Here is a 19,665-nt window from a genome sequence, read left to right as displayed (position 1 = left end):
GACGCTACGCGGTCCGGATGGAGGGCTTTCGCCATATCTCGGCGTTCCAACCAGTCAGAAAAGTATCTTCTGTTACGTGCTCTCGTGGGGGACCGACAGCACGACCGCCTCGCCCGACAGCACGCGCTCGGCATCGTCGTCGCCTTCCGCCCTCTCGCTCGCGTCGGTGCGCTCGGCCGTCGCGACCGTCTCGACCCGGAGCCTGTCGTCGCCCAGGTCCTCCGTCACGGTCGCCGTCGCCGTGATCGTCTGGCCCGGTCGGACCGGGTTCTCGAAGTCGAGGTCCTGCGAGAGGTAGATGACGTCGCCGGGCAGGTCCGCGAGCGCGGCGCTGACGACCCCCGCCGACAGCATCCCGTGGGCGACCCGGCCGCCGAACAGCGTCTCGGCGGCGTAGCCGTCGTCGAGGTGGATGGGGTTGTCGTCGCCGGTCAGGTCGGCGTAGGCGTCGATGGTCTCGCGGGTGACCGCCAGGCTGGCCTCTGCGGTGTCGTCCACGGTCGCGACTGGCATGGGAGCACGTCCGGTCGCGCGGCGAATCAACCCCGGGGTTAACATGTGAAACCGGGATTTCAAGGCGGTCTCCTCCGTGGATTCTCGCATGCCTTACGCGGACAACGACGGGGTCTCGCTCTACTACGAGGTCACCGACCCGGTCGAAGACGGCGATCCCTCCGACGACACCGCCGACGTGAGCGACGCCGACGCGAGCGGCGCCGAGACCGTGGCGCTCGTCGAGGGGCTGGGTTACGGCCGGTGGATGTGGCGCTGGCAGCGCGACGGACTCGCCGGCGGGCAAGGCTCGCCGAGCGGTGCGACGCGGTCGCACGACGACGAGGGGTACCGGGTCGTCGTCTGGGACAACCGCGGCACCGGCGACTCCGACGCGCCCGAAGGTCCGTACACTATCGCCGAGATGGCGAGCGACCTCGAAGCGGTCCTGGACGCGGTCGGCGCCGAGCGCGCCCACGTCGTCGGCGCGAGCATGGGCGGGATGATCGCCCAGCAGTACGCGCTCGACTACGACCGGGCGGAGTCGCTCGGCCTGCTGTGCACCGGTCCCGGCGGCGACGACGCGGTCCCCACGCCCGAGGAGACCCGGGCCCGGATGTTCGACGCGCCAGAGGGCGCCGACGAGCGCGAGGCCGTCCGGTACAAGATGAAGCCCGCGATGACCGACGAGTTCTGGGACGCGAACCAGGACCTCGTCGAGGAGATCGTCGACTGGCGGCTGGCGGGCGACGCGAGCGACGCCGCCCGGGACGCCCAGGCCGCCGCGGTCGCGGGGTTCGACGCTAGCGACCGGCTCGGCGAGATCGACGTGCCGGCGCTGGTCGCCCACGGGACCGACGACCGGGTGCTCCCGGTCGGGAACGCCGACCTGCTGTACGAGGGGCTGCCGAACGCGCAGCTCGCCGTCTTCGAGGGCGGCTCGCACCTCTTCTTCATCGAGCGGGCCGACGTCGTCAACGACCGCCTCGCGGAGTTCCTCGCCCATGTATAGCCACGACGAGCGACCCTACGACTGGGTGGGCGCCTGGAGCGAGCGGCGCGCGACCCTCTCGCCGGACGCGGTCGGCCTGGTGGACGCGACCACCGGCGAGCGGTACACCTACGCCGACCTCGACCGGCGCGCGAACCGGGTCGCACGGCTCCTCCGCGAGGAGGGCGTCGCGCGGGATGGGGACCGGGGCGGCGACCCGGACGCCGGCGGCCGCGTCGCGGTCCTCTCGCGCAACCGTCCCGAACTGGTCGACCTGTTCTTCGCCACCGCCAAGACCGGCGGCGTGCTCGCGCCGCTCTCCCACCGCCTCGCGGCGGGCGAACTGGTCGAGCTGCTCGACGACGTCGAGCCCGAACTGCTGGTCGTCGAGGAGCCGTTCGCGGATCTGGCCGGCGACGTGCTTGCCCACAACGACCGGGCGTTCGACTGCTCTGTGCTGTCGCTACCGACCGACGGGGAGCCGGACGACGCCGGCGAGGCCGGCGGGAGCGAACACGCCGCCACGTACGACCAGTGGGCCGACGCGCTCCCCGACGACGACTCGCCGGTCGCGACCGCCGACCTGTCGATGGACGACCCGCACCTCTTCCTCCACACCGGCGGGTCGACCGGCGTCCCGAAGGAGACGGTGCTCACCCACGGCTCGGTCCTCTGGAACTCGTTCAACACCATCACGGCGTGGGGGCTCCGGCCGGAGGACGTCACGCCGATGGTGTTCCCGATGTTCCACACCGGCGGGTGGAACGTGCTCACGGTGCCGCTGTTCCACCTCGGCGCGACCGTGGTCGTCGCCCGCGAGTTCGACCCCGGCGAGGTGCTGCACCTGGTGGAGGCGGAGGGCGCGACCGTGCTCGTGGCGGTGCCAGCCGTGCTCCGGATGATGACGACCCACGACGACTGGGAGTCGACCGACCTCTCGACGCTCCGGTTCGCCAAGTCTGGCGGCGGCCCCTGCCGGGAGGCGGTGATGGAGGCGTGGTGGGACCGGGGCGTCGACCTCTCGCAGGGGTACGGGCTGACCGAGTGCGGCCCGAACAACTTCGCGATGCCCGACGGCTGGCCCGAGGAGAAGGCCGACAGCGTGGGGGTGCCGGCGATGCACGTCGACGCCCGCGTCGTGGACCCCGACGGCGAGGAACTCCCCGACGGCGAGATCGGCGAGCTCGAACTCGCGAGCCCCCACGAGGCCGACCGGTACTGGCGCAACGAGGCGGAGACGCGCGAGACGTTCGGCGAGGGCTGGGTCGCAACCGGCGACCTCGCCCGCCGGGACGAGGACGGCTACTACTTCGTCGAGGGCCGGAAGAAGAACATGTACGTCTCGGGCGGCGAGAACGTCTACCCCGCCGCGGTCGAGGACCGCATCGCCGACCACCCGAAGGTCGAGGAGGTCGTGGTCGTCCCGGTCCCAGACGAGCGGTGGGGCCAGGTCGGCAAGGCGGTCGTCCAGGGCGACGAGTCGCTGACCCCCGGAGAGCTGACCGACTTCCTCGACGGGCGGCTCGCGCGGTTCAAGCGCCCCCGCCACCTGGCCTTCGTCGACGAGATGCCGACCTCGGGCCCCGAGAAGATCGACCGCCGGGCCGTCGAGGAGCGGTTCGGGGGGGACGCGACCGACGGGGAGTAGGTACGACCCGCCGACCGACAGTCGGTGTCCTCCCGACTGTTTGCACTATCGTCTCTGACTCGCAGGAATCGTCAGTCGGCGCGGGGTCTTCGCCGCTCTCCGCGAAGGTCTCGGTGTGCGGAAACCGCTGTCCCACCCTTTCGGTGGGTTCAGTCGTCTGCGGGCGTCTGCGTCTCGTCGGCTTCCGCCGGCGACGCCTCGACCGCGTCCGCCTCGTACTCGTGACCTCGCTCCCAGACGCGGTCCGCGCCGTTCCCGTACGGCGGCGTGTGCGACACGTCTTTCATGGTTTCGTCTGACATCGTGGCCGTCCATTCCCCTCGCCCGTATTTAAGCGCTGCTGCGTATGGATATTGATTGACCGTATCATATTAGGGACCTAATACGGGCGGCCGCCGATGCGGTCCGAACGTCGCGCCAGCGCCGGAACTGCGGGGACGATGCCGGCGCTCGCGGTGAGAACAGGTCCGCCGCCTGCGCGCTCGGGGCGGGTCACGTGACCGCCGTCACTCGAGCAGTCGCTCTCTGGCGAACCGCGCGAGCAGCGGCAGGTCCTCGAAGTGGAGCAGTTTCATGACGTCGCGGGTGCTGCCGGCGTTGGCCTTGCGGAGCGCGTCGGCGTCGACGCGGTTGAGGTCGCGGATCAGGGTGTCGTAGCGCCCGTTGGGCGCGAGGTACAGCAGCTGGGTCATCAGCAGCCGGGTCCGCATCTTGGGCGCGACCCGCTCCTGCCAGAGCTCGTCGTAGATGGCCATCTTCTCGGCGGAGGTGTCCCGGTCGCTCGACATGAAACACCGGTCGGCGGTGATGGCCGCCGCCCGGCCCGACTTCATGCAGGTGTGGATGCCCTCGCCCCACAGCGGGTCGATGGTCGGCACCGTGTCGCCGATCGCCATGAAGTTGTCCGTGCTAAACCCGCTGGGCATCTGGATGTGGGCCGACCCGCGGTGCTGCTTGCCCGCGATGCGCTCGGCGTCCGCGAACCGGGGGTCGGTGTCGAGCCAGTACTGGAGGTAGTCGTCGATGCCCATGCCGTCCTTCGCGTAGTCGCGGTGGGCCTCGTTCTGGATGTAGCAGAGCCCGACCTTCGCGGTGTCCCCGCCGGTGTGGAAGATCCACGAGTAGCCGCCCGGCGCGAGGTCGTGGTCGAGCCGGAGCATCATCGCGTCGGTGAGGTCGGCGTAGCCGTCGGCGTCGACGTCGACGCCCTCGAGCTCGTACTCGACGCCGATGGCCTGGTGCTTGCGCTGGAGGTCGGTGACCCCCAGGTCCTTGGCCAGCGGCGCGGCCGGCCCGGTCGCGTCGACCACGATGTCGCCGTACACCTCCTCGTCGCCGTTGTAGCGCACGCCGACGATCTCGCCGTCGTCCATCACGGGCTTCGAGACCCGGGCGTCGAACCGGTACTCGGCGCCGTCCTCGCGGGCGTCCTCGACCAGGAAGTTCTTGAAGTCGGCGAACTCCAGGACCGCGCCGGGCTGGCGCCGGACGTAGTGGTCGTTCGGCGACTCGAGCACGACGTCGTCGGTGTAGTTCATCACGACGTCGTCCGGGATCCCGAACGCGCCCATCATCGACGGGAACGTCCCGGCGGTCGACTTGTTGCTCTGGGCGGGGAACTCCTCCTCGGCCTCGGTCTCGAGGACGACCACGTCGTACCCCCGTTCGGCGAGGTCGCGGGCGCACTGGGCCCCGGCCGGCCCGGCCCCCGCGACGACGACGTCGAAGTGCTCAGACATGGCGGGTCGCCTCGGTCGGAGGGGAAGCGGTCGTCTCGTCCGCGATTCGTACCGGACCGGCCGACTCGCCGTCGGACCCCCGCCTGCGCTCGGACGCCCGACGGGGTCGACCGGCGCCGCACCGCCGGTCTCCCGAGGTCGTGCGGGCGGACCGGCCCCGCGGCGCGCCCCCGGCGCCGCGGCGACCGGCCAGCGCCCGGATGGTCGGCGAGTGCGCCTCGCCGGTGTCGTATTCGTCCGCAGTCATCTCTACTGCTGGTAGACACCTCTCCCATAAAAAACGGGCGCAAACGCTCTCGTGCCCGGATTCTGTTGGCACACCGCGGGCAAAAGCCACCCGGTGTCAGCGCCCGGACAGCTCGTCCGCCGGGTGTCGGTTCACGTCCGGGTCGTCGTCCCGGACGTCGCTCCGCCGGACCCGCCCGTCGCGGTCGTCGTCCCGGCGCGCGAGACCGTCGCGACCCGCCGGGTCGCGCCGCCGCCGCGGTGGACCACCGTCACGGTCCCGGGCACGCGGTCGCGGAACGCGATCTCGGCCCGGTACTCCACGGTCGCGACGCACTGGGCGCAGAACCCCGACTCGGGTTCGGTGGCGGCGACCGTCACCCGGAGCCCGCCCTCCGGGGTCACCGCGACGTCCGCGAGCCGGGCGCCGTAGCAGGGGTTTGGCGCGCGGATCGACCCCTCGATCGTCACCGACCGCTCGCCGAACGAGACGTCGGCCTCGTCGGCCGCGCCGCAGGTCCCCCGGAACGCGGTGAACGTCCGGTCGACGACCGCGGGCGGACAGCCGATCTCGGTCGTGACCGTCTCCGACGCCACCGCGCCGTCGGGCCCGACCCGCACGTCGGTCCGGGAGTCGTTGCAGTCGAACAGCGTCCGGGGTATCCGGACCGTGCCGTCAGTTGCACCCCCGGCGGTCGCGGTTGCAGGCGCGGCTTCGGTTGCGGTCGTCGCCGTCCCGGTCGCGGTTCCCGCCTCTCCGCCGACGGCGGCGACCGTCAGCGCGTAGCTCGCGGGTTCGAGCAGGCGGAGCGCGAGGTAGCCGTCCGCCGGGAACTCGATCCGCCGGTCGAGTAGCGCGGCTCCGCCGTCGTCCCGCCGGAGTACGAGTCGGAGGGTGCGTTCGCGCTCGCTGTCGTTCCACACCCGGACGAGGTGCGGGCGGTCGTTCTCGGGGTTCCGGACGCCGGCCCGACTCCCGACCGTGACCGTGGCGAACGGTCGGTCGCCCGACGAGTCGATGCCGTCGAAGCCGTCCCCCTCGGTCGTCTCCGCGGTGGTCGTTCCGTCGGTCGCCCGCGTCCCGGCGTCGGTCACCTGTCTCCCGGCGTCGGCCGGCGAGCCGACGAGGCCCGCCGCCCCGGTCGCCCCCAGTCCGAGCGCCCCCAGCAGTTCCCGTCGATTCATGGACGACGGCACGACGCTCCCGCAGATACGCTTTGGGGGCTCGCTCGGGCACCGGATGGGACAGTTTGAGGAGGTGAGGGCGACGCAAGCCACCGGGAGGCGCTCGGTGACACCGGCTGCAGGTGGGACTGAAATGGGCCGGCGGCTGGCGGGCCGGATGCCCGTGGTCGTCTGCCCGACCTCTATCCGGAGCGAGCGAAGTGAGCGGAGGATATGTCGGGCAGCGACCGCCAGCGGCCGGGGGATTTCGAGAACGATACTACGGACACGTCACCGTGGTCGAAGAAGCGAGAGGGATAGAATCGAGGATCGACGACGAACGACGAAACTGACCCGGGTCGTCAGTAGAACTCGCGGACGAGGTCCATCGCGCCCTCGGGCGCGCCGTCGGGGATCTCGGCCATGTTGCCCTCGATGCCGTGGAGCTCGCTGTACGGGACGCTCTCCTCGTTCTGGTAGAGCACGCCCTGGTACTCCTTGTCGGCGTCGAGGATCTTGTCCTTGGCCGCGTCGCGGTCGGTCGGGTCGTGGTCCTCGTCGGCGAGGTCCACGATGGAGTCCCGGAAGTAGTCGTAGGTGTCGACGTCGTTGAACGTCACGCACGGGCTGAACACGTTCACGAAGCCGAAGCCGTCGTGCTCGATGGCCTTCTGGACGATCTCGGTGTGGCGCTGGGCGTCGGTCGAGAACGACTGGGCGATGAAGCTGCCGCCCGCCGACAGCGCGAGCGCGAGGGGGTTGACCGGGGGCTGCTTCGGGCCCTCGGGGGTCGTGCTCGTCTCGAAGTCCTCGCGGCTGGTCGGCGAGGCCTGGCCCTTCGTCAGGCCGTAGATGCGGTTGTCCATGACCACGTAGGTCATGTCGACGTTCCGGCGGACAGCGTGGATGAAGTGGCCCGCGCCGATGGAGTAGCCGTCGCCGTCGCCGCCCGCGACCATCACCTCGAGGTCGGGGTTGGCGAGTTTCACGCCCGTGCCCACGGGCAGCGCGCGGCCGTGGACGCCGTGGAGCGCGTAGCTGTGCATGTATGTGCCGATCTTGCCGGAGCAGCCGATGCCCGCCACGACGAAGGTGTTGTCCGGGTCGTTGCCCGTGTTGGCAAGCGCCTTCATCATGCCGTTCATCGTGCCGAAGTCGCCGCACCCCGGGCACCACGTCGGCTGCTTGTCGGACTTGAAGTCGGTGAATCTAACCTCTGAACTCATGCTGTGACCTCCTCGGTCTGCAGGCTCTCTCTGATCTCGGTAGCCAGTTCGTCGGCCTTGAACCTGACGCCGTTGTACTTGTTCACGCGCTTGACGCGGGTAAGTGCGTCGTGTTCGAGCAGGTCGGCGAACTGACCGGTGGCGTTGCACTCGACGACGACGACCTCGTCGGCCGCCTCGATCTCGTCGCTGAGGTCGGGCCGCGGGAAGATGTAGGGCACCGAGAGGAACCGGACGTCGACGCCGTCCTCGTCGAGGAACTCGAGGGCCTCGCGCATCGCGCCCTCGTTCGACCCCCACGAGATGACCAGGTTGTCCGAGTCGGAGTCGCCGAACTCCCGGACGTCCCAGTCCTCCTCCTCCCTGGCGGTCTCGACCTTGCGGTTGCGCTTGTCGACCTGCTCGACCCGGACGTCGGTGTCCTCGGTCCGGCGGCCGAGCGAGTTGTGCTCCAGCCCGGTCGACATGTGGGCGCCGTCGGCCGTGCCGGGGAACGCCCGGGGGCTGACGCCGTCGGCGGTCGGGAAGTGGGGCTGGAACCGGCCCTTCTCGTCGGTCCAGGCCTCGATCTCGTCCTCGTCGACGACCTTGCCGCGGTCGATCTCGACCGCGTCCATGTCGAACTCCTCGGGCTCGAACGTCTGCTCGGTCACGGCCATCGAGAGGTCCGCGAGCAGGAAGACCGGCGTCTGGTACTTCTCGGCCAGGTTGAACGCCTCGACGGTCTTGTGGAAGCACTCGGCGACGGTGGTCGGCGCGACGACGAACCGGGGGATCTCGCCGTGACCGCCGTACAGCGTCATGTTGAGGTCGCCCTGCTCCTGCTTGGTCGGCATCCCGGTCGAGGGGCCCGACCGCATCACGTCGGCGATGACCAGCGGCGTCTCGCTGGTGGCGACCAGCCCGAACGTCTCGGTCATCAGGTCGATGCCCGGCCCGGAGGTGGCGGTCATCGCCCGGGCGCCGGCGCGGGCCGCGCCCAGCGCCATGTTGATGGCCGACAGCTCGTCCTCGGCCTGCATCACCGTGCCGCCGAACTGCTCGATCCGGCCGGTCAGGTACTCCATCACGTCGGTCGCGGGGGTGATGGGGTAGCCGGCGTAGAACCGACAGCCCGCCGCGATGGCGCCCATGCCGATGGCCTCGTCGCCGTTCAGCAGGACGTAGTCGTTGTCGGTGGTGTCGATGTCGTACTCGAAGTCGTGGTCGAACTCGTCCTGGACGTACTCCTGACCCTTCCGGGCGGCCTCCTTGTTGTTCTCGACGATGGACTCGCCCTTCGCGCCGAACTTCTTCTCCAGCGCGGAGTCGAGGTTCTCGATGGGGAAGTTGGTGACCTCGCAGGCCGCGCCCAGCGCGACGATGTTCTGCATGATGGCGCCGCCCGCCTCCTCGGCGAGCCGCTGGAGCGGGACGTCGAGACCGATCATCCCCTCGGGCACCTCGACGTCCTGCATCTCGGTGCGCTCGCCGTCGTAGATGATGACGCTCCCCTCGTGGAGCTCGTCGATGTTCTCGTCGATGGTGCGCTCGGTCAGCGCGACCAGGATGTCGAGGCGGTCGACGACGCTCTCGACACGGTCGGTCGAGCTTCGGATCTTGTAGGCGGTGTAGCCGCCCCGGATTCGGGACGCGAAGTCCTTCGAGGTGAACACGTGCCGGCCCGCACGGGAAAGCGCCTGTGCGAAGATTTTCCCGGTAGAGTCGATCCCATCGCCGGCCTCGCCGCCGATGGCCCAGTTCAGGTCGTCTGGCATTCCTAACTAGCCGGTAACCCATGCCAAATCAAAAGCCTTCTGAAGCGACTCCGCGGCAAGAACAACCGCGGGCGGGTCCTCGACGTTGTACCACCGGGTCGTACGCCACCGAGCCGGACCGTGTCACGTCGACCGGGCCGCGTCGGCCGTCCCGCGACGGCCGGTCGTAGGCTCTTTAGTGGCGCCCCGGTAAGGTGCGTGCATGGACGGAACCGAAGTCGCTGTCCGCGGAGTCGAGTCGGTCGGCACCGACACCGTCGCGCTGACGCTGGAGACCCCCGAGGGCTTCGACGCCCGGCCGGGCCAGTTCGTCCAGCTCGCCGCGACGGTCGACGGAGAGGAGATCACGCGCCACTATACCCTCTCCTCACCAGACGCCGAGGAGACGTTCGAGACCACCGTCGAGGTCGACCCCGAGGGGTCGCTCAGCCCGTACCTCGCCGACCTCGAACCCGGCGACGCCGTCTCGGTCGCGGGGCCGTTCGGCGACGCCTACTACGAGGACGAGGACGGCGTCGTCGTGCTCGCCGGGGGGCCGGGCGTCGGCCCCGCGGTGGGCATCGGCGAGCGCGCCCTGGAGGACGGCGCCGCCGTCACCGTGGTCTACGAGGACGACGACCCGGTCCACGAGGACAGACTGGCCGCGCTCGCCGACGCGGGCGCGACGGTCGTCGTCACCGACGACGTGAGCGACCAGGAGGTGGTGTCGGTGCTCGCGGAGGCGTCCGGACAGTTCTTCGTCTACGGCTTCGCGGACTTCCTCGACCGGGCGAACGCCGCGCTCGACGCGGCCGACCGCGACGCAGCGGACGCCAAGACCGAGAACTTCGGTCCCGCGCCCGGCGACGACTGACCGCGCCGCCGGCGATCGGCGTCGCGTAGTTCTCGCTCTCGTCACCGTTACCTCTCGCCCGGATGCGCCCTTGACGACCGCGAGGGGACCGTCAGCCTCCCCCGGTGGCGTCCTGTCGCCGCTGCCGCACCGCCTCCTGGACCGCGTCGGTGATCTCCTCGTCGCTGGCGTCGTCGTCGAGCCGGTCGAGCGCCGCCTCCTGGACCTCCCGGGCGGCCTCCTCGACCTCCGGCGGGGGCTCCTCGCCGGTGGTCTGCTCGTACAGCCCGATGAACCAGTCGGTCCCCTCGCCGGCTATCGAGCCCGCGAACTCGGAGGCGTCGGTCTCCATCACGCTCTCCTGCCAGTGCTCGACCGCCTCGTCCGGGACGTCCTCCGGCTCGACGCCGAGGCCCTCCGCGAGCCCCTCGCGGTACTCCTCGGCGCTCTCCCGGACGCCCTCGTGCCAGTGGTCGGCCGCGCTCTCGAGGTGGCGCTCCCACAAGGCCATCGCACGCGCGACCTCCTGCAGTTCGTCGGAGTCGGTCTGTGAGTCGTCTCCTGCCATGGAATCACGAGGAACACCGCGTTCGATTCCCCGTCGGTGTCTCGCCGCGGACGTCCGTAGGTCTGTTGCCCGACCCGGGCGAGTCGGGACACGAGTCTCGACGCCCGGGAGTGTCCTCCCGGCGCGGCGACCCGTCCGGCGGGTCGGCGCGAATCACCAGACGAGTCGGGGGTCAGACGGTGCCACTACCGAAAGACATTTAAATCAGTGGTAGAAGCCACCACTAGAATCAGTACCATGGACGACGACGATCTCAACTGGCTCCTCCAGGAGTTCACGCTGACTGCGGAACGCGCCCGCGACCGCGGCATCACACCGGCCGAGTTCCTCATCGGCCTGCAGGCCTACGGCAAGCGGTTCATGGAGGACTACAGCACGGCCGTCAGCGAGTAGCCGGACAGCCGCCCGCCGCTCCCCCGCGTCCCCGCCGGAACCGGCTCACACCGGGTCCCCGCTCGTCGGCAGCCCGCCAGCCGGTGGGGCCGGCGTACCGGTACGGCAGGCCGTAACGCTCTTGGCCGAAAAGAACAAAACCCCGACGGGGCGGTCTGACCGCTCCTGCGTATTGGAATCACGCGGAGCAGGGACGGCCCTGCGCCGTCCTCTTGCTTCTGGCTGTGTCCCGTCGTACCGACCCGTCCGTCTACTCCGTCGACTACCAGGCCGGAATCCGTCGGACAGCGACTGCTCCGCGCCGTCCGGCCGACAGTTCGCGCGTGGGGGACCGTCGAGCGCCGGGGGTGACCCCGACTGTCGGTCCTGTCCGGCGCGACTCACGTCCGAGATCGAATCGTTCGAATCGCCACGCAGTCCTGCGATTCTACCTCGACTTCTCCGTTATACTCACTGTGGGAACGACTAAACATAAGTTGTCTGGCCATGAGGTGTTTATGCCCAGACGTCTTCTACTACCAACCGGGAGCGACGCAGTGCTCCCGTGATTCCAATGTCAGCAGGAGAGTCCGAGATCCAGCAAGAGCTGGAAGCGATGGCCGTCTGGGAATCGCACCTCGAACGAGCAGCCGACCAGTGGAAGCAGGGCGTCACCGAGAGCCAGGACGACTACCGGCGCGGCCTGGCCAACTTCCTGGGCGTCAGCGAGAACGAGATCTCGCAGAACGTCTCCCAGGAGTGGGACGAGAGCGTGACGCAGATGAGCCCCGAGGAGTTCCAGCAGTCCATCGAGGGCGAGGGCGCCGACTGGCTGGTCAACCTCTACGAGGGCGTGACCGGCAACCAGGCGCCCGACCGCGTGCGCCAGGCCGCCGAGCAGGTCGAGCAGGAGGCGATGAACCGCAGCAGCCAGAACCCGTCCGGCGAGGAGCTGATGAACCATCTCCGCGAGGAGATCCGGCAGCGCGCCCACCAGACGCAGGGCGAAGGCCAGACCTCGCAGGTCTGACGTCGGCGTAGCGACGAGCCGGCCGTAGCCATCGAAGCGACCCGACATCCTCCGCTGGCTCGACGTCGGGGACCGCGGCCCCGACCTTCTCCGGCGGACGCGTAGGAGCACGTATCCTTGGCAAACGTTCAATGTCATCGGTGCGGATACGTCTGGGAGTACACCGGGTCGCTGCGGCGGGCGACGTGCCCGAACTGCGCGACGAAGGTACCGGTCGAGGAGAACCGGCTCGGCGCGTCGCTCGACCAGCTCGCGGACGACTACGACATGACAGTCGAGGAGGTCAAGGAACTGCTCGAGCGCGCCCGGTCCGACGACCTCTGACGGCCGCGAGCGTGCGACCCGGGAACCGGACGCAACCGCACGCGGTCCTCCGACGCCCGCGCGGGCCGTGACGCGCCCGTCGGTCGGCGTCCGTTTCGGGCCGACGTTCCGCTGCGGAGGTCAGTCCTCGGACGGTTCCTTCTTCGCGCCCGTCGGTCGCCCGACGTCCGGCGTTCACCGTTCGTCCCGGGGCCACCTTCATCTACCCGGCGAGCCGTACCGTACCTATGCCGACCGTCCGGACCAACGGCGTCGAGACGTACTACGAGCGACGCGGCAGCGGCCCGCCGGTCGTGTTCGTCCACGGCGCGATCCTCGACCACGGCCAGTGGGACCCGCAGGTCGAGGCGCTCGCCGGGGAGTACACGACCGTCGCCTACGACGTCCGCGGCCACGGCCGGACCGGCGGGTCGGCGCGGGAGGCCTACTCCGTCGACCTGTTCGCCGCCGACCTCGACGCGCTCGTGGCGGCGCTGGACCTCGAGGACCCGGTCGTCTGCGGACTCTCGACCGGCGGCTGCATCGCCCAGGCGTACGCGGTCCGGCGGGCCGAGGACCTGTCGGGGCTCGTGCTCGCCGACACCTTCACTCCCGAGGTGTTCGACCGGCGCGAGTGGCTCCAGCGGGTCGCGATGCTCCGGGCCACGGTCCCGCCGGTCCGGCTCCTCGGCTACGAGCGGGTCGAGCGCGCTTTGGTGTGGCTCCAGGAGCGCGTCCACGGCCGGGACGTCAGCGGCGACTACGACGCCATCGAGCGGCTCCGCGCCGGGGGCCCGAGGATGACCGCAGACGAGTTCGCCAAGGTGATCCGAGCGGTGGCCTCGTTCCACGAGACGGACCTCGACCTAGAGGCGATCACGGTCCCGACGCTGGTGCTGTACGGCGAGCACGAAGCGCCGTTCGTCCGGCGCCACGCCCGGAAGCTCGGCACCGAGCTCCCGGACGTCGCGGTCCGCGAGGTGCCGGACGCCGGGCACGCCTCGAACCTCGACAACCCCGAGTTCTTCACCGGCGCCCTGCGGGAGTTCCTGGCGCAAGTGTTCCCGTGACCCCCGGAGCGGGCGGACTCGCGACGAGCGCCCGACTCCGGCGCCGGGCCGACCGGGAACCTCAGTCCTCGGGGTCGTAGCAGACCAGCTCGACCCGGTTCCCGTCGGGGTCGCGGAGGTACAGCGAGCGCCACTGCACCCAGTCGTGGTACGCGGTGTCGAGGTCGTACCCCAGTGATTCGAGGCGCTCGCGCTCGGCGTCGAAGTCCGCGCGGTCGATCTCGAAGGCGAGGTGGTCGAGCGTCGTGCGCGGCGTCGCCGGGGGCTCGTAGCCGTCGGTCCCGGTCCGGTCGAACAGCGCCAGCACCTCGGTGTGGCCGCCGTACCCCGTCCCCAGCTCGAAGAAGGCGCTGGTGTCGTCGCGGTCGAGCACCGGGAGCCGGAGCACGTCGGCGTAGAAGTCGCAGGCCGCGTCGAGGTCCTCGGTCCGGAGCGCGACCTCGCCCAGGCCGCGGACCGCGCCGTCGGCGTCGTCGGTCGGGTCCGCTTCGTCGGTCGTCGCCTCGTCGTCCGTCATGCCCGTCGGGAGGTCGTGGGGCGGCTTAACCGTTTCAGTAGCGGGTGGGCGGATCAGCTACTCTGTGTCCGGTCAGTGCTCGACGAACTCGACCAGGACGCCGCCGGTCGACTTCGGGTGGAGGAACGCGACGTCGTGGCCCCACGCGCCGGGCCGGGGCTCCTCGTCGATGAGCTCGACGCCGTGGTCGCGGGCAGTCGCCAGCGCGGCCTCGATGTCGTCGGTTTCGAGGGCGACGTGGTGGATGCCCGGGCCGTTCGCGTCGAGGTACCGCGAGACGGTGCCGTCCTCCAGGGGCTCGAGCAGCTCGAAGTAGCTGTCGCCGAACCGGAGGAAGACGACCTGCAGGCCGTCGAACTCCTCCTCGTGGGCGACCGGCGCGTCGAACAGGTCGGCGTACAGGTCCGCGAGGTCGGCCGCGTCCTCGGTGGCGATTCCGACGTGGTCGATGTGCATGCGCGGGTGTTCGGCGGTGTGGGGTATAGGTTCCGTGGTACCGGCGTGACGGTGGCGCGCCGGAATCGGATTTCGGAGTCTTCGGTCGTAGATGGTTCGGAGTCTTCGGTCGTAGATGGCCGGACAGCGGACGAGCTAGCTACCTCCGATTCATATGAATTACCCCAACCGCACAGCCCCGCCACAGCCTCACACCTCCCCAGCCTCCTGCGCTACTCGCTTCGCTGCGTTGCTCGTCCCTCGCGCGACATGGCGGACCCACGAGGGGTCCCCAGCACGCGCCGACCGCGCTAGGGTCGACTCGAGGCACCCTCGCCACGGCCCCGCCCGGAACAGCACTTATCCCGCGGTCCGCCGTGACGGGAGACGTGAACCCGACCGACCTCAGGGACGCGATTCCAGCACTGGAGCGGGCGACCTACCTCAACACCGGCGCCGCGGGGCCGAGCCCGACCCGGGTGGTCGAGGCCGTCGAGGGCTGCGTCGAGCGCCACGAGTACGAGGCGCCCGCCGAGGAGGGGATGTACCCCTGCGCGTTCGACGTCTTCGACGAGACCCGCGCGGTCGTCGCCGACCACCTCGGCGCCGAGCCCGCGGAGATCGCGCTCACCCAGAGCACCACCGACGGTATGAACCGCGTCGCGGCCGGCCTCGACTGGGAGGCCGGCGACACCGTCGTCCGGACCGACCTCGAACACTCGGCGGGCATCCTGCCGTGGAAGCGCCTGTCGCGGGAGGGCGTCGAGGTCGAGGTGGTCGAGACCGAGGACGGCCGCCTCGACGTCGACGCGATGGCCGACGCCGCGCGCGGCGCGAAGCTCGTCGTCCTGAGCTCGCTGACCTGGAGCCACGGCACCCGCCTGCCGGTCCGCGAAGCGGTCGAGGTCGCCCACGACGCGGGCGCGCTGGTGCTCGTCGACGCCGTCCAGTCGCCCGGCCAGGTCCCGGTCGACGTCGGCGAGTGGGGCGCGGACTTCGCGGCCGGCGCGGGCCACAAGTGGCTGCTCGGCCCCTTCGGCGCGGGGTTCGTCCACGTCGCGCCGGGCGCCGAGGCGCACCTGGAGCCGGCCCACGTCGGCTACCGGAGCGTCGAGGACCCGAACGCCGAGGAGTACGCCTACGAGCCGGGCGCCCACCGCCTGGAGGTCGGCACCGTCTCGCCGGCCCCCTACACCGGCCTCTGCGAGGCCATCCGGACCATCGAGGAACTGGGTTACGACACGATCCGGAGCCGGGTCGCGGAGCTGACCGACCGGCTGAAGGAGGGAATCGAGGACGCCGAGACCGCCCGCCTGCTGAGCCCGCGCGAGTACGAGTCCGGCCTCGTCACCTTCGCGGTGGACGACCCCGATCCCGAGGCGTTCGTCGAGGACCTGGCCGACGACGGGGTACAGATCCGGTCGCTCCCGTTCCCCGAGAACGCCGTCAGGGCGTCGATTCACGCGTTCAATTCAGAAGCGGACGTCGACGAACTGGTGGCGTATCTATAGACCTGTCTCTCCTCCCCGCGAGTCGGCTTGCCGGCGTCAATCCTCGGTACCGTGACCACTCGGTAACAGCGACGTCACGTGGTGGTGGCCGTGTCGCCAAACGGACAAAGGTGTCGGGGGACTACTCGAAGACGATGTCAACAGAACCGACTCGAGTGCTGGTCACGGGAGCGACAGGCAACCAGGGCGGCGCGGTCGTGGACCACCTGCTGGCCGCCGACGAGACGTTCGACGTCCGGGGACTGACCCGCGACGCCGACGGCGAGACCGCGCGGGCGCTCGACGAACGCGGCGTGACGATGGTCGAGGGCGACCTGAACGACCCCGAGTCGTTCCGGCCGCACGTCGCCGACGCCGACGCCGTGTTCGCGGTGACGAACTTCTGGACCCAGGGGTACGAGACGCAGGTCCAGCAGGGGAAGAACCTCGCCGACGTCGCCGCCGAGGAGGGCGTCGACCAGTTCGTCTTCAGCGGGGTCGGGAGCCACGAGCGCGACACCGGGATTCCGCACTTCGACTCGGCGTGGGAGATCGAACAGCACGCCCAGGACCTCGACCTCCCGACGACGGTCCTCCAGCCGGTGTTCTTCTTCCAGAACTTCGAGGCGTTCGCGGAGGACGTCGTCGAGGACGGCACCATCGCCCTCCCGCTCGAGGAGGGCGTCTCGCTCCAGATGGTCGACGTCGACGACGTCGGCCGGGCTGCGGCGGTCGCGTTCGAGCGCCCCGACGAGTTCGTCGGCGAGCGCTTCGAGCTCGCGGGCGACGAGAAGACGCTGGCCGAGACGGCCGAGGCGCTGTCCGACGTGACCGGCGTCGACGTCGAGCCGTACCACGTTCCCATCGAGGACGCCTACGAGGACTTCGGCGAGGAGTTCACCGTCATGTGCGAGTGGTTCAACGACGTGGGCTACGACGCCGACATCGACGCGCTTGAGGAGACGTTCGGCTTCGAGTTCACGGACCTGTCGGAGTACCTCCGCGAGAACGGGTGGGAGGACAAGGACGGGATGGCCGCGACGCCCGGCTGGGTCAAGGCGCTGTAAGCGGCGATTCCCGAGACGACCGTTTTTCGGACGGCGGGAAGACTGAAAGGTCGCCTCGCCGTCGCTCCGCTATGGACACCGACAGACAGCTGTACGAGCACGAGGCCGCCGGCTGGAGGCGGGGCGTGTACGACGACATCCAGGCGACGTTCCGGGCGCCGGTGGTGAACTGGATATTCCGGACGCTGATGGCCAACGAGCCCGCGTTCACCCGCTACCTCTGGGGGCAGGTCAAGCCGGTCTTCGAGACGCGGGCGTTCGGCCGGTACTCGGTCGCGTACCGCGACGCGGTCCTCGCCGCGGCGGACGGCGACGGAAGGTACGACGACGGGAACGCCGGCGACAACGCCGGGCTTCCCGCGTACCGCCGCGCGGACCTCGGCCTCGGTCCCGCCGAGTTCCGCGAGCTCCGCGGGCAGGTCGCGACCTTCGACGTCGTCGGGCCGCGCCTCGCGGCGATGTTCGAGGTCGTCGACCGGTCGCTGCAGGGGGAGTCGGTCGGCGGGGACCTCGACGAGGACGCGGCGGCGACCGAACCGCTGCCGCCGTGGCTCGACCGCGACCGGGGCCTGTCGCCGACGATGATCGAAGCCGGCGGCGTCCCCGAGGAACTCGACGACACCGTCGAGCGCGTCCGGGCGTTCCACGGCCTCGACGAGGGGCTGCCGAGCATCTACCGGTGTCTCGCCCAGTGGCCCGCGTACCTCCGGACCGCCTGGGACGACCTCGAACCGACGCTGGAGTCGGACGCGTTCGACCGAGCCTGCGAGCGGGCCGCCGAGGAGACCGACGCGTTCGTCGACTCGATCCCGTACGTGCCGCGGCTCTCGCCCGACGACCTGCGGGCGAGGGGGATGGGCGACGAGCAGGTGAGCGAACTGCAGGACCTGTTCGCGACCTTCAACCGCGGGCCGATCGAGACGGTGCTGCCCGCGCTGCACGTGTACGCCGCGACGGTCGGGGTCGAAGGACGTCGAGAACTGGGTTGAGGAGCCGGTGAGGGGCCGGGTGAGGAGAGTCCGCCCGCTCACACCGCCGCGCCGGGCTGGTACTCGCCGAACGTCTCGCGCATGACGCCGCAGATCTCGCCGACCGTGGCGTAGGCCTTCACCGCGTCGACGATGTACGGCATCAGGTTGTCGTCGCCCTCGGCGGCCTCCCGGAGCGCGGCGAGCGCCGCCTCGACCGCCTCGTCGTCGCGGTCGTCCTTGACCGATTCGAGCCGGTCGATCTGGCGCTGCTCATCCTCCTCGGTGACCTCCTGGATGTCGACCTCGGGCTCCTCGTCGACCTCGAACTCGTTGACGCCGACGATGATGCGTTCCTCCTCCTCGATCTCGCGCTGGCGCTCGTAGGCGACGTCCTGGATCTGGCGCTGGACCCACTGGTCCTCGATGGCCCGGAGCATCCCGCCGCGCTCGTCGACCTCCTCGAGGATGTCGAACGCCTCCGCCTCGACGCCGTCGGTCAGGCTCTCGACGTAGTAGCTGCCCGCGAGCGGGTCGATGGTGTCGGCCGCGCCCGACTCGTGGGCCAGGATCTGCTGGGTCCGCAGCGCCGTCCGGACGCTCTCCTCGGTCGGCAGCGCGAGCGCCTCGTCCTTCCCGTTGGTGTGGAGGCTCTGGGTCCCGCCGAGGACGGCCGCGAGCGCCTGGTACGCCACGCGGACGATGTTGTTGTCGACCTGCTGGGCGGTGAGCGTCGACCCGGCGGTCTGGGTGTGGAACTTGAGCTGCTTGGACTTGGGGTTCTCGGCGCCGAACCGCTCCTCCATGATCTGGGCCCACATCCGGCGGGCCGCGCGGAACTTCGCGACCTCCTCTAAGATGTTGTTGTGGGCGTTGAAGAAGAAGGAGAGCTGCGGGGCGAACTCGTCGACGTCGAGCCCGGCGTCGGTCGCGGCCTCGACGTACTCGATGCCGTTACCGAGGGTGAACGCCAGCTCCTGGGCCGCGGTCGCGCCGGCCTCGCGGACGTGGTAGCCCGAGATGGAGATGGTGTTGAACTTCGGGGTCTCGGCCGCGCAGAACTCGAAGATGTCGGTGATGATCCGCATCGAGGGCTCGGGCGGGTAGATGTAGGTGTTGCGCGCGATGTACTCCTTCAGGAGGTCGTTCTGGATGGTACCCCGCAGCTCCTCGCGGTCGACGCCCTGCTTGTCGCCGACCGCGATGTACATCGCCAGCAGGACCGAGGCGGGCGCGTTGATGGTCATCGAGGTCGAGACCTCGTCGAGCGGGATGCCGTCGAACACCGTCTCCATGTCGTGGAGCGAGTCGATGGCGACCCCGGACTTGCCGACCTCGCCCGCGGCCATGTCGTCGTCGGAGTCGTAGCCCATCTGCGTGGGGAGGTCGAACGCCATCGACAGGCCGGTCTGGCCCTCCTCCAGCAGGTAGTGGAACCGCTCGTTGGTCTCCTCAGGGGTGCCGAACCCGGCGTACTGGCGCATCGTCCAGAACCGGCCGCGGTGCATCGTCGAGTACACCCCGCGGGTGTACGGCTCCTCGCCGGGGAAGCCCAGGTCCTCGTTGTAGTCGAGGTCCGACACGTCCTCGGGCGTGTAGAGGCGCTCGACCTCCTGGCCGCCGGTGTCGGTGGTGAACTCCTCCTTGCGTTCGCCGAAGCGCTCGACGGTGGGGCCGACAGTCTCGTCCTCCCAGTCCTCGCGGGCCTCGCGTATCTCCTCGAGGTCGTCGGCGTCGAACATTACCTAGGACGTCGGGCGCGCCGCTCTTA

General features: G+C 70.1%; 20 protein-coding genes. 10 read left to right on the top strand and 10 right to left on the bottom strand.

What is annotated here, in order from left to right; translation table 11 throughout:
* Positions 1–72: 72 nt before the first annotated feature.
* Entirely contained in the window at positions 73–513 is a 441-nt protein-coding gene (locus tag ACQUQF_RS15035; RefSeq protein ID WP_435179914.1) for a MaoC family dehydratase, read from the bottom strand.
* An 88-nt stretch (positions 514–601) separates the two neighbouring features.
* Here ACQUQF_RS15035 and ACQUQF_RS15030 point away from each other — a divergent pair, with 88 nt between their 5' ends.
* Both ACQUQF_RS15030 and ACQUQF_RS15025 read left to right on the top strand, forming a co-directional pair.
* Complete coding sequence (locus ACQUQF_RS15030; RefSeq protein WP_435179913.1) at positions 602–1,504, top strand: alpha/beta fold hydrolase; 903 nt, start codon at positions 602–604, stop codon at positions 1,502–1,504.
* The gene (locus ACQUQF_RS15025) at positions 1,497–3,131 is read left to right on the top strand and encodes an AMP-binding protein (protein WP_435179912.1); all 1,635 of its coding nucleotides are present in this window, start codon (positions 1,497–1,499) and stop codon (positions 3,129–3,131) included. The genes ACQUQF_RS15030 and ACQUQF_RS15025 overlap by 8 nt, the downstream gene beginning before the upstream one ends.
* 149 nt (positions 3,132–3,280) lie before the next feature.
* On the opposite strand, the gene ACQUQF_RS15020 is transcribed toward ACQUQF_RS15025, so the two are convergent.
* The 5 genes from ACQUQF_RS15020 to ACQUQF_RS15000 form a co-directional block, all read right to left on the bottom strand.
* Positions 3,281–3,433 (bottom strand): hypothetical protein, encoded by a 153-nt coding sequence (locus tag ACQUQF_RS15020; RefSeq protein WP_435179911.1) that lies wholly within the window; start codon positions 3,431–3,433, stop codon positions 3,281–3,283.
* Between the two features lie 204 nt (positions 3,434–3,637).
* Positions 3,638–4,870: a digeranylgeranylglycerophospholipid reductase gene (locus ACQUQF_RS15015; protein WP_435179910.1), complete on the bottom strand. Its 1,233-nt coding sequence runs from the start codon at positions 4,868–4,870 to the stop codon at positions 3,638–3,640.
* 378 nt (positions 4,871–5,248) lie between these two features.
* Positions 5,249–6,280, bottom strand: a complete 1,032-nt coding sequence (locus tag ACQUQF_RS15010; protein WP_435179909.1) for a hypothetical protein — start codon at positions 6,278–6,280, stop codon at positions 5,249–5,251.
* 341 nt (positions 6,281–6,621) lie between these two features.
* On the bottom strand, positions 6,622–7,485 hold the full coding sequence (locus tag ACQUQF_RS15005; protein WP_435179908.1) for a 2-oxoacid:ferredoxin oxidoreductase subunit beta: 864 nt from the start codon (positions 7,483–7,485) through the stop codon (positions 6,622–6,624).
* Entirely contained in the window at positions 7,482–9,242 is a 1,761-nt protein-coding gene (locus tag ACQUQF_RS15000; RefSeq protein WP_435179907.1) for a 2-oxoacid:acceptor oxidoreductase subunit alpha, read from the bottom strand. Before ACQUQF_RS15000 ends, ACQUQF_RS15005 begins: the two co-directional genes overlap by 4 nt.
* 202 nt (positions 9,243–9,444) lie before the next feature.
* On the opposite strand from ACQUQF_RS15000, the gene ACQUQF_RS14995 reads away from it, so the two are divergent.
* Positions 9,445–10,095 (top strand): FAD-binding oxidoreductase, encoded by a 651-nt coding sequence (locus tag ACQUQF_RS14995; protein WP_435179906.1) that lies wholly within the window; start codon positions 9,445–9,447, stop codon positions 10,093–10,095.
* A gap of 91 nt (positions 10,096–10,186) precedes the next feature.
* On the opposite strand, the gene ACQUQF_RS14990 is transcribed toward ACQUQF_RS14995, so the two are convergent.
* Positions 10,187–10,642 carry a hypothetical protein gene (locus ACQUQF_RS14990; protein ID WP_435179905.1) on the bottom strand — a complete coding sequence of 152 codons (456 nt, stop codon included), beginning with the start codon at positions 10,640–10,642 and terminating at the stop codon, positions 10,187–10,189.
* Positions 10,643–10,879: 237 nt separating this feature from the next.
* Between ACQUQF_RS14990 and ACQUQF_RS14985 the strand changes: the two genes are divergently transcribed.
* The 4 genes from ACQUQF_RS14985 (at position 10,880) to ACQUQF_RS14970 (ending at position 13,417) form a co-directional block, all read left to right on the top strand.
* A complete protein-coding gene (locus ACQUQF_RS14985) occupies positions 10,880–11,035 on the top strand; it encodes a hypothetical protein (protein WP_435179904.1) in 156 nt (51 codons plus the stop codon).
* A 553-nt stretch (positions 11,036–11,588) separates the two neighbouring features.
* Positions 11,589–12,044 carry a hypothetical protein gene (locus ACQUQF_RS14980; protein ID WP_435179903.1) on the top strand — a complete coding sequence of 152 codons (456 nt, stop codon included), beginning with the start codon at positions 11,589–11,591 and terminating at the stop codon, positions 12,042–12,044.
* A gap of 117 nt (positions 12,045–12,161) precedes the next feature.
* The gene (locus ACQUQF_RS14975) at positions 12,162–12,368 is read left to right on the top strand and encodes a hypothetical protein (RefSeq protein ID WP_435179902.1); all 207 of its coding nucleotides are present in this window, start codon (positions 12,162–12,164) and stop codon (positions 12,366–12,368) included.
* Between the two features lie 227 nt (positions 12,369–12,595).
* Positions 12,596–13,417: an alpha/beta fold hydrolase gene (locus ACQUQF_RS14970; protein ID WP_435179901.1), complete on the top strand. Its 822-nt coding sequence runs from the start codon at positions 12,596–12,598 to the stop codon at positions 13,415–13,417.
* A 61-nt stretch (positions 13,418–13,478) separates the two neighbouring features.
* On the opposite strand, the gene ACQUQF_RS14965 is transcribed toward ACQUQF_RS14970, so the two are convergent.
* Together ACQUQF_RS14965 and mce are read right to left on the bottom strand one after the other, a co-directional pair.
* Positions 13,479–13,934, bottom strand: a complete 456-nt coding sequence (locus ACQUQF_RS14965) for a VOC family protein (protein WP_435179900.1) — start codon at positions 13,932–13,934, stop codon at positions 13,479–13,481.
* Positions 13,935–14,006: 72 nt separating this feature from the next.
* Positions 14,007–14,390 (bottom strand): methylmalonyl-CoA epimerase, encoded by a 384-nt coding sequence (mce, locus tag ACQUQF_RS14960; protein WP_435179899.1) that lies wholly within the window; start codon positions 14,388–14,390, stop codon positions 14,007–14,009.
* Between the two features lie 368 nt (positions 14,391–14,758).
* On the opposite strand from mce, the gene ACQUQF_RS14955 reads away from it, so the two are divergent.
* The 3 genes from ACQUQF_RS14955 (at position 14,759) to ACQUQF_RS14945 (ending at position 17,915) form a co-directional block, all read left to right on the top strand.
* On the top strand, positions 14,759–15,880 hold the full coding sequence (locus ACQUQF_RS14955; protein WP_435179898.1) for an aminotransferase class V-fold PLP-dependent enzyme: 1,122 nt from the start codon (positions 14,759–14,761) through the stop codon (positions 15,878–15,880).
* A 134-nt stretch (positions 15,881–16,014) separates the two neighbouring features.
* On the top strand, positions 16,015–16,926 hold the full coding sequence (locus tag ACQUQF_RS14950; protein ID WP_435179897.1) for an NmrA/HSCARG family protein: 912 nt from the start codon (positions 16,015–16,017) through the stop codon (positions 16,924–16,926).
* Between the two features lie 71 nt (positions 16,927–16,997).
* Positions 16,998–17,915: a halocarboxylic acid dehydrogenase DehI family protein gene (locus ACQUQF_RS14945; protein ID WP_435179896.1), complete on the top strand. Its 918-nt coding sequence runs from the start codon at positions 16,998–17,000 to the stop codon at positions 17,913–17,915.
* A gap of 38 nt (positions 17,916–17,953) precedes the next feature.
* Here the strand turns inward: ACQUQF_RS14945 and ACQUQF_RS14940 are convergent, their stop codons facing one another.
* Positions 17,954–19,636 carry an acyl-CoA mutase large subunit family protein gene (locus ACQUQF_RS14940; protein ID WP_435179895.1) on the bottom strand — a complete coding sequence of 561 codons (1,683 nt, stop codon included), beginning with the start codon at positions 19,634–19,636 and terminating at the stop codon, positions 17,954–17,956.
* Positions 19,637–19,665: the final 29 nt, after the last annotated feature.

It is taken from the genome of Halorussus sp. AFM4 (genome assembly GCF_051194995.1).
Lineage (GTDB): Archaea > Halobacteriota > Halobacteria > Halobacteriales > Haladaptataceae > Halorussus.
The sequence above is the reverse complement of the archived record's forward strand: the minus strand, read 5'-3'. Positions and strand labels throughout refer to the sequence as shown.